The 7,752-nt window shown below is 65.9% G+C and carries 6 protein-coding genes and 1 pseudogene; all 7 read left to right on the top strand.

What is annotated here, in order from left to right; genetic code table 11:
• Window positions 1-37: 37 nt before the first annotated feature.
• The 7 genes and pseudogenes from AB0M80_RS07630 to AB0M80_RS07660 all read left to right on the top strand — a co-directional run bounded on the left by AB0M80_RS07630 (window position 38) and on the right by AB0M80_RS07660 (window position 7,622).
• Window positions 38-1,216 carry a tyrosine-type recombinase/integrase gene (locus AB0M80_RS07630; protein WP_364560295.1) on the top strand — a complete coding sequence of 393 codons (1,179 nt, stop codon included), beginning with the start codon at window positions 38-40 and terminating at the stop codon, window positions 1,214-1,216.
• Window positions 1,213-1,935: a hypothetical protein gene (locus AB0M80_RS07635; RefSeq protein ID WP_364560297.1), complete on the top strand. Its 723-nt coding sequence runs from the start codon at window positions 1,213-1,215 to the stop codon at window positions 1,933-1,935. Before AB0M80_RS07630 ends, AB0M80_RS07635 begins: the two co-directional genes overlap by 4 nt.
• Before the next feature lie 496 nt (window positions 1,936-2,431).
• Window positions 2,432-3,814: a tyrosine-type recombinase/integrase gene (locus tag AB0M80_RS07640; RefSeq protein WP_364560300.1), complete on the top strand. Its 1,383-nt coding sequence runs from the start codon at window positions 2,432-2,434 to the stop codon at window positions 3,812-3,814.
• Window positions 3,811-3,984 (top strand): annotated as a pseudogene (locus AB0M80_RS07645) (hypothetical protein); the annotation flags it as partial. The gene AB0M80_RS07640 and the pseudogene AB0M80_RS07645, both read left to right, overlap by 4 nt.
• Before the next feature lie 224 nt (window positions 3,985-4,208).
• Entirely contained in the window at window positions 4,209-4,397 is a 189-nt protein-coding gene (locus tag AB0M80_RS07650) for a hypothetical protein (protein WP_364560398.1), read from the top strand.
• Window positions 4,398-4,752: 355 nt separating this feature from the next.
• Window positions 4,753-5,175, top strand: a complete 423-nt coding sequence (locus AB0M80_RS07655) for a hypothetical protein (RefSeq protein ID WP_364560303.1) — start codon at window positions 4,753-4,755, stop codon at window positions 5,173-5,175.
• Window positions 5,172-7,622 (top strand): tetratricopeptide repeat protein, encoded by a 2,451-nt coding sequence (locus tag AB0M80_RS07660; protein ID WP_364560305.1) that lies wholly within the window; start codon window positions 5,172-5,174, stop codon window positions 7,620-7,622. The genes AB0M80_RS07655 and AB0M80_RS07660 overlap by 4 nt, the downstream gene beginning before the upstream one ends.
• Window positions 7,623-7,752 lie beyond the last annotated feature (130 nt).

Here is a 7,752-nt window from a genome sequence, read left to right on the forward strand (position 1 = left end):
GACGTCCGTCCTGTTCGGACATCAGCGCGGAGGACGAGTGGTACGGGAAGTGGTGGTTGGGGACCTTCGGGTCCAGCAGATCCAGCGGAAGAACGGACGGCGGTCCTGGACAATCGTCTGGCCTGAAGGGACAGAGCATCCCGAGGCGGACCGGTTCCTGCGCGTACACGACGGCTCGGGCACCCAGCGAACCTACGCCTACCTGCTGGTCGACCACCTTCGATGGCTCGAACGCGAGTGCTTGGCCTTCGACTCGGTGGTGTTGCAGGACCTGGAGCGCTACATGGGCATCGTTGGCGCGGAGGTCCGGATGCCACTTGGGGAACCGTGGCGGGTCGGCAAGCGCCCGTACGGCCGGTCGGCGCTGTCGACGACAGCAGCGTGTTTGAAGGGTTTCTACCTCCACCAAGCCTCACTTGGGATCAATGAGGAGCTGTGCCAGCGGCTTGACAAGACCCGGCTGCCGACGCGAGCGGACCGGCGGCGGGCGCTGTTGGGGCACGTGAAGACGGACATGCCAGCGAACCCGCTGGCGCCGAAGGGCCGGTACCGGCGGCACCCGAAGATGCTGCCGGACGGAGCACGGGAGTCAGTGATCGACGCCGTGAACTCGGCGAGGGACCGGCTGATCGTGTTCTGGCTGGCCGATGGGGGCCTGCGGATCGGCGAATTGTGCGGCCTGCACCTCGTGGACCTTCACCTTCGGTTGGATGCGGCCTGCGGGGAGTGCCGGTGGCCGCACCTGCACGTGTGTCACCGGCCCGGAAACCCGAACGGCGCCGAGGCCAAGACCAAGCACTCCTGGCGGGCCGAGGGCGGCACGGTGACCGGAGGGCTGGTCAAGCGGGTCAGCCCGGCGATGGTGCACACCTACTTCGAGTACATGACGGGCGAGTATCCGCGGGAATCCGGGCACGGGATGCTTCTGGTCCAGTTGCACGGCCCGGCCGCAGGGCGGCCGCTGGCGCCGGTCGGCGCCCGCCGGATGCTCGCCCGCGCCGGGAAACGCGCCGGCCTCGGAGTCGTCAAACCCCATTCCTTCAGGCATTCCTTCACCTCGGCGGTTCTCGATGCCTCCGGCGGCAACCTGATGATCGCCCGAGACGCCGGAGGGTGGGCCTCAGCCGCGATGGTCGATGAGGTCTACGGCCACGTCGACGTGCACGATCCCGCGTTCGACGCCGCCCTGCGCACAGTCTGGGGCGACGCCTGGTGACCCTCACCCTGCTGCCACAGCCGGACGCCCGCGAGGGTCGGGACCGGCTGGAGATCCTGACCGCGCTGATCAGCGCGCCGTCGTTCGACCCGCTGTTCCGGCCGGACATTATCAAGATCCCCGCCGGGCACCCCGTCTACCGGTGGAACTGCCTGACAGGATGCGAGCGGACCGTGATGGGGCACGGCGACCTCTGCGGCGCCCACCAGGACCTCTGGCGCCAACACCGCAACGCGGGCGGGACACGGGCCGCGTTTCTACAGGCAGCCCAGCCCTACGGGCCGGGCGAGGGAGTAGAGGAGCAGCCGTGCCGGATCTGCCCGGACCGGCCGTCCTGTCACCTGACGCTGCGGCTGTGCCACCACCACCAGTTCCGCTGGTATAACTACCGCCCCCGGCACGGCGACGCCGCCGACTTCGATCAGTGGCTGGCCAGGCAGCAACCGTCTCCCGGCTACGGGTGCTGCCTCGTCCACGTCTGCCCGGAGAAGGCGTTTTCACCGCTGGGCCTGTGCTCGCGGCACGACGCCCGCTACCAGCGGGAAGGCCGTCCGGGAGGTGCCGCCCTGCGCAGCCAGTGGGGAAACCGCTACGGGCGTGCCGGCAGGCCGTCCCCGTCGAGTACGCCGACGAGCCCGTCTTCCGCGATTGGTGCGCGACGGCCGCGGCAGTGCTGCGGCCCGACCAGGTCAACCTGCGGGGCCTGCACCCGCTGCTGAGGGCCGAGATCCAGTGGGGCATGTGCTGGCATACCCGGCGCCAGCACTGGAAGTGGGAACTGGCCCCGATTCAGCGCATCGCCGACTACGGCCGCGCCTGCGGCCTGCGCTCGCTTACCGACCTGGCCCCTGGTGACCCCGGCCTGCGCCCGGCGGCGGGCGGGAGGGAGCCCGCATCGCCTCCTCCATCGCCGGCGGCCTGCACCCCTTCTACGTCGCGCCGGGAGAGACCCGCGAGGCCGGCTACATCCTGACCGAGCACTTCGGGCGCAAGCTCAGCAACCGTCCCAGCCGCATCGACCTGTCCGGTATCTCCCAGCGGTGGCTGCGCGACCTCGTCTGGGACCACTTCGCCGACGTCCTGCGGTCCCCGTCCTGCCCGCGCTCCGGCAGCACCTTCGACCACACCCGGCGCGCCGGGCTGGAGCTGAGCGCCTTCCTGGAGCTCGCAGCCCCCAGCGGCGGCCATGACCCCGGAACGCTCACCGCCGGGCACATGCACAAGTTCGTCGCCGACCAGCGCCAACGCGAACTCGACGGGCTGACCTCGCTAGGAGCCAGGGGCGTTCACGGCAAGCCGTCGATCGTGACCGCCAACACCAGGCAGGCTGTTTTCACCCGCACCCGGCGGCTCCTGCGCGGGGCACTGGAGTCAGGCGAGGCAGACAGGCTCGGCCTGGGCCGGGGTTTTATCGCCGCGATGGCCGTCCCTGGCCGGGTGGTTCAGCGGACGCGCGCCCCGTTCACCGACGAGGTCGCCCGCGCGCTGGCCGACGAGGCCAACCTGCAAGCCCTGTCAGGGGACCACGACCCGCTCAACCGCGGCCTGCGGGACGCCTGGGAGACGATCATCGTCACCGGCCGCCGCTGCGGCGAGGTCCTCCAGCTCCGCCTGGACTGCCTGGGCCACTACGGCGGCCTGCCCATGCTCTGGCACGACCAAACCAAGGTCGGCAACTACGACGCGGCGGTCCGTATCCCCGAACGGACCTGCCAGATGCTGGAGGCCCGCCAGCGCAAGACCCTCGCCGTGTTCCAGGAGCGGAACAACCGACCGCCTACCCCCGAGGAACGCGGCGTGATGGCACTGTTTCCCACGATCTTCCGCAACCGTGACTGCCGGGTCGCCCTGTCCTACAAGTGGTTCCACAAGGGCTTCAAGAACTGGATTGACGGCCTCGACATCGGCCGCCAAGTGCCCCACCAGGCCCGCCACTCCCTGGCCACCAGCCTGCTGCGCGCTGGTGCCACCCTGACCCACGTCCGCCGTTACCTCGGCCACGTCTCCGAGAAAATGGCGGAGCGCTACATCCATCTCGCCCAGTCCGACCTGGAAGACGTTCTGCAGCAGGTCTGGGTCACCGGCCCCGGCACCACCAATCCCGGAGAACTCCTCACCGGTGAGGCGGCTACTCCGCTCACCCACAAGCAGGCCCAGCCCCTGGCCATCGACCTGTCGCGGCGCAGCACCCCGGCCGAGGGTGGCTTCTGCACCTTCCAACCCGTCGTCGACGGTGGCGCCTGCCCCTGGAACCTCAACTGCCATTCTTGCGACAAATTCGTCCTGTCCGGCGCGGATCTTCTTTACTGGCGGCGCAAGCGTGAGCAGTGGCGGCAGCTGGCGGAAGGAGCACCGGACGACGCGACCGCCGACTACCTGCACGCCTACTTCGAGCCCACCGCCAAAGTGATCGACGGGTTGGAGAAGGCCCTGGCCGGGCTTGGCCTGCTCGACCAAGCGCTCGCGTTGGACCTGCGCAAGCCCCAGGACTACTTCCAACGTGTCTGGGCCACCGCCTTCCGCGCCACCGACCTCGCCGCTGCGGCGGACGACGGCGAGGATGGCACCACCGCCGAGGACTCCGGAGAAGCCCCATGACCACCCCGACCGCTGCCCAACCTCGCACGGCCGCCGCGCAGGCCGCACGCCGCAGCAGCACGCAGGCCGCTCTCGGACGCGTCCACGACGCGATATCCCGACTGCGCCAAGAAAAGACTCGAGTTAGTGTCGCTGCCGTCGGCCGCCGGGCCGGTGTCTCGCGGACGTTCCTCTACGAAAACCCCGAGGCGCGCAGCGCGGTTGCCGAGGCCATCGCGGACGCCGACCAGCGGCGCGGCCAGGCACTCGCAGACCTGGGAAACCAGCAGGTAACGCCCTGGCGCGAGCGGGCGCTAAACGCCGAGGACGGCCTCAAGGCCGCCACCGCCGAGGTCCTCACCCAGCGCACCCGCATCGGCGAACTCCTTGGCCAGATCCGCGACCTGCAAGCCGAATGGATCGAGGAAGCCTCCAGCGGATCACCACGGAGAACACCACCCTCAAACAGCGCGTCCGCCAGCTCACCGCCGACAACCGCGCCCTGGAGGAACGCCTGACGGCCGCCCGCTCGAACCTGCGCTTCCAAGACCGCCGTCTCGCCGACCTGGAGGCCGAACTCGCCGATCCGGCCACGCTGACCTGACCACGACGCACCACTTCGCCTGAGCCTCCGGCCCGGCCTCCGAGCCGGAGGCCGGGCCATGTCGGCCTACGCGCGAAAGTTCCTAGCCATGTACAGGTCAACATGCCGTGCCGTTCAGTGATCGTTCGCCAGGTAGAACCACCGGTCAGCGGCCCGAGAGGGCGTTCACGCCGTCGCACGTGGCTACCGGCTCATCGGCGACGGGTTGGACCATTCGAGCGAAGGCTGGCTGCTTGTGGCCTTCGCTGATTCGCCGCCACAGTGTTACGTTGCGGTCCGTCGTAACGACCTATGTATATCAGGTCGGCAAGCCGCCGTTGATAGTAACCGGTTACGGACGGAAGGACGTGGCTAGATGACGGGGATTGAGGTAGCTGTTGGGATGCTGATTGCTTGGGTGGTCCGCAAGGCAAGACGGGCGGGCACACGGGCTGATCAAATTGCTGACGAGGCGATTGATGTTGGTCTTGCTCGGGTGCACGAGGTGATCGTCGGCAAGCTCGGTGGGGATCCGTCGCTAGCCCGACTAGAAAGAGAGGCGTTAGACGCCGGACAAGTCTCTGACCGCACGCGCACTCGCGTCCAGCTAGCGCTGCAGGACGCCGCTGAGGACGACCCCAAATTCGCGCAGGCGTTGAAGCAGGCCTTACAGCAGGCTGAGGATGCCAACGTCAGCAAGACGGTTGGCCACATCACGGGCAGGGGTGTGGCCGTCGGCGGGGAGGTCAGCGGCGTCGTCTCCACTGGAGACGACGCCACAATTAATCAACATCGATGACCAGTCCGTCGCCGGTCCCTGAGATACCGGAATCACCCAGGGAAGCCGAGCGGATAAGTTCGATTACCGGGGTAGATCGCGGGCGCATCCCTGCCCAGCGTCGGGATCTGGAGTTGAACGGCGACATCTCTGGTGTCGTCGCGACCGGGTATCGCCCTCATATCGAGCAGCACAGTCATGTGCATAGACATCAGCCCGTCGAGCACTGGTCAATGGACCAGATCCAGCCGTCGGCCTCGGCAGTGTTCAATGTGCCCCATCTGACCGAGATGTTTGTGGGCCGCAGCGAAGATTTGGCCCGTCTTCACTCGGAGATGACCTCTACTCGGTTGGGCAGCGTGGTGGTGACTGCGCTGCATGGTCTGAGCGGTATCGGCAAGAGCACGCTGGCCGCCCATTACGCCCAAATTCATCGGAATGAGCGGTCGCTGGTGTGGTGGGTCGCCGCTGAGACGTCGGCGGCAATCGAGTCCTCTTTAGCTGACCTGGCGATCGCTCTTCTGCCTGCGCTTGTGCAGGCACCGTTGGAGCAGCAAGCCGAGCTGGCTCGGCAATGGCTTGCCACGCACGAGGACTGGCTGCTGATCCTGGACAATCTTCTTCAACCGGCAGACGCCGCGTCTATTTTGGCACGATTGCCGAGAGGTCAGATTTTGATCACAAGTCGTCGCGCCGACGGATGGCACGCCATCGCCGCGCCGGTTGACCTCGACGTACTAAGTCGCGACGACGCGGTCACACTGGTGACCAATATCATGCGGTCTCGCAACCCTGGGTCCAATGTTGAGGGCGCCGCCGAGTTGTGCGAAGCCTTGGGATGTCTACCGCTGGCCATCGAGCAGGCTAGTGCTTATATGGCCGAGACTTCTACCAGCCCAGTCGAATACCTTGATCTGCTTACCCGGTATCCGGCCGCGATGTACGGCGAGACGGCCGAGGGTGGGGATGCACAACGCACGATGGCTCGGATCTGGCGCCTGACCTTGGATCAGCTTGCCGACACGCCGCTGGCTGGGCGGATACTGCGGATGCTGGCCTGGTATTCCCCGGAGGAGATTCCTGTCACGTTGCTGTCCGAACTTGCCGAAGATCCATTCCTTCGTAGAGCCATCGGGCGATTGAATGCTTACAGCCTGATCAAGCATGAACAGGGCATGATCAGCGTTCACAGACTCGTCCAAGCGGTCACCCGCACGTCCGATGCCGAGGACCCCCACCGCGGCCCGGAACAGGTAAGCCGGGGACGCAAGGATGCTGCCCGCGCCCTCGCGCACCACCTGAAACCCCTTGATTATCTCCTGCCCGCGAACTGGTCGTCTTTCCGAGCAGTTTTGCTTCACGTCCGAGCCTTCGCCAGCTACAGCGACGCAAGCTCCGATACACACGACGACATTATGCTACTCCGGAGCGTCGGTGTCTTTTTAAAAGAGCATGGCCAAATCTTCGAAGCGCTAAACTATCTGCGCCGCTGCCATGCGAGCAGCGAGAACCTTTTAGGAGCCAGTCATCCCGAATCCTTGAGCTCCTGCAATCAACTCGCAGGCGCCTACCGTCTAGCGGGCGATCCAGAGAAGGCGATCCAGCTGCATGAGGCAGTGCTCGCCTGCCGCGTTGATGCGTTTGGTATCGATCACCCTGACACCCTGAGGTCTCGCCACAACCTTGCCAACGCTTACTTAGAAACAGAATACCCGAAACGCGCGGTCCCACTGTTTGAGGCGGTCGCCGCCGACTTCGTTCGGATGCTCGGTGACGACCACCCCGACACCCTGAACTCCCGTCACAGTCTCGCTAACGCCTACCTGGAGGTGGACGATTTGGTGCGGGCGATTCCACTACACGAGGCTGTGCTCGCCGACCGCGTTCGGGTGCTCGGTGACGACCACCCCGACACCCTGAGTTCTCGCAGCAGCCTTGCCGGCGCTTACTGGGATGGGGGTGATTTCGGACGGGCGATCCCACTCTTAGAAGCGGTCGTCACGGACTATCTCAGAGTTTTCGGTGCCGACCACCACCGCACCCTAAGGTCTCGCAGCTACCTTGCCAATGCGTACTCAGATGCAGGTGGAGTGGAACAGGCAATTTCACTCTATGAGGCGGTCACCTCGGATTACCTACGGGCATTCGGTGCCAAGCACACAGATACGTTAGCCTCTCGGCACAATCTCGCTTACGCCTACCTAGATGCCGACCAACCGAGGCGCGCGGTTCCGCTGTTTGAGGCGGTCGCTGCGGACTACGTAAGGTTGCTTGGCGCCGACCACCCCGATACCCTGAACTGCAGGCACAACCTTGCCAGCGCCTACCTGGAGACCGAAGGCTCGGAACGGGCCGTCCCACTGTACGAGTCCGTGCTCGCAGATGCCGAACGCATACTTGGCAGGCGTGATCCAATAACCAAAAGGATCCGGGCCAGTCTGCGTCATGTCTTGAATGAACGTCAGTGAGTCGGAACTAGTGCTTCATCAAGAAACGTTGACGTTGTCATCGTGTCGCGTGGACATCCGGGCTGGTGATCGCGAGGCTGGCCGTGGAGGTGAGGCTGGTGGCGCGTCAGCCGGAGGTGTTCGCGCGGTC

Origin of the sequence: Amycolatopsis sp. NPDC051045 (assembly GCF_040682955.1) — a bacterium.
In the GTDB taxonomy this organism is placed as follows: domain Bacteria; phylum Actinomycetota; class Actinomycetes; order Mycobacteriales; family Pseudonocardiaceae; genus Amycolatopsis.

Bases quoted from the DNA above. Each gene is read 5' to 3' on its own strand.
- AB0M80_RS07640 (WP_364560300.1), top strand. From the start codon at position 2,432: ATGCACAAGTTCGTCGCCGACCAGCGCCAACGCGAACTCGACGGGCTG.
- AB0M80_RS07650 (WP_364560398.1), top strand. From the start codon at position 4,209: ATGGATCGAGGAAGCCTCCAGCGGATCACCACGGAGAACACCACCCTC.
- AB0M80_RS07655 (WP_364560303.1), top strand. From the start codon at position 4,753: ATGACGGGGATTGAGGTAGCTGTTGGGATGCTGATTGCTTGGGTGGTC.
- AB0M80_RS07660 (WP_364560305.1), top strand. From the start codon at position 5,172: ATGACCAGTCCGTCGCCGGTCCCTGAGATACCGGAATCACCCAGGGAA.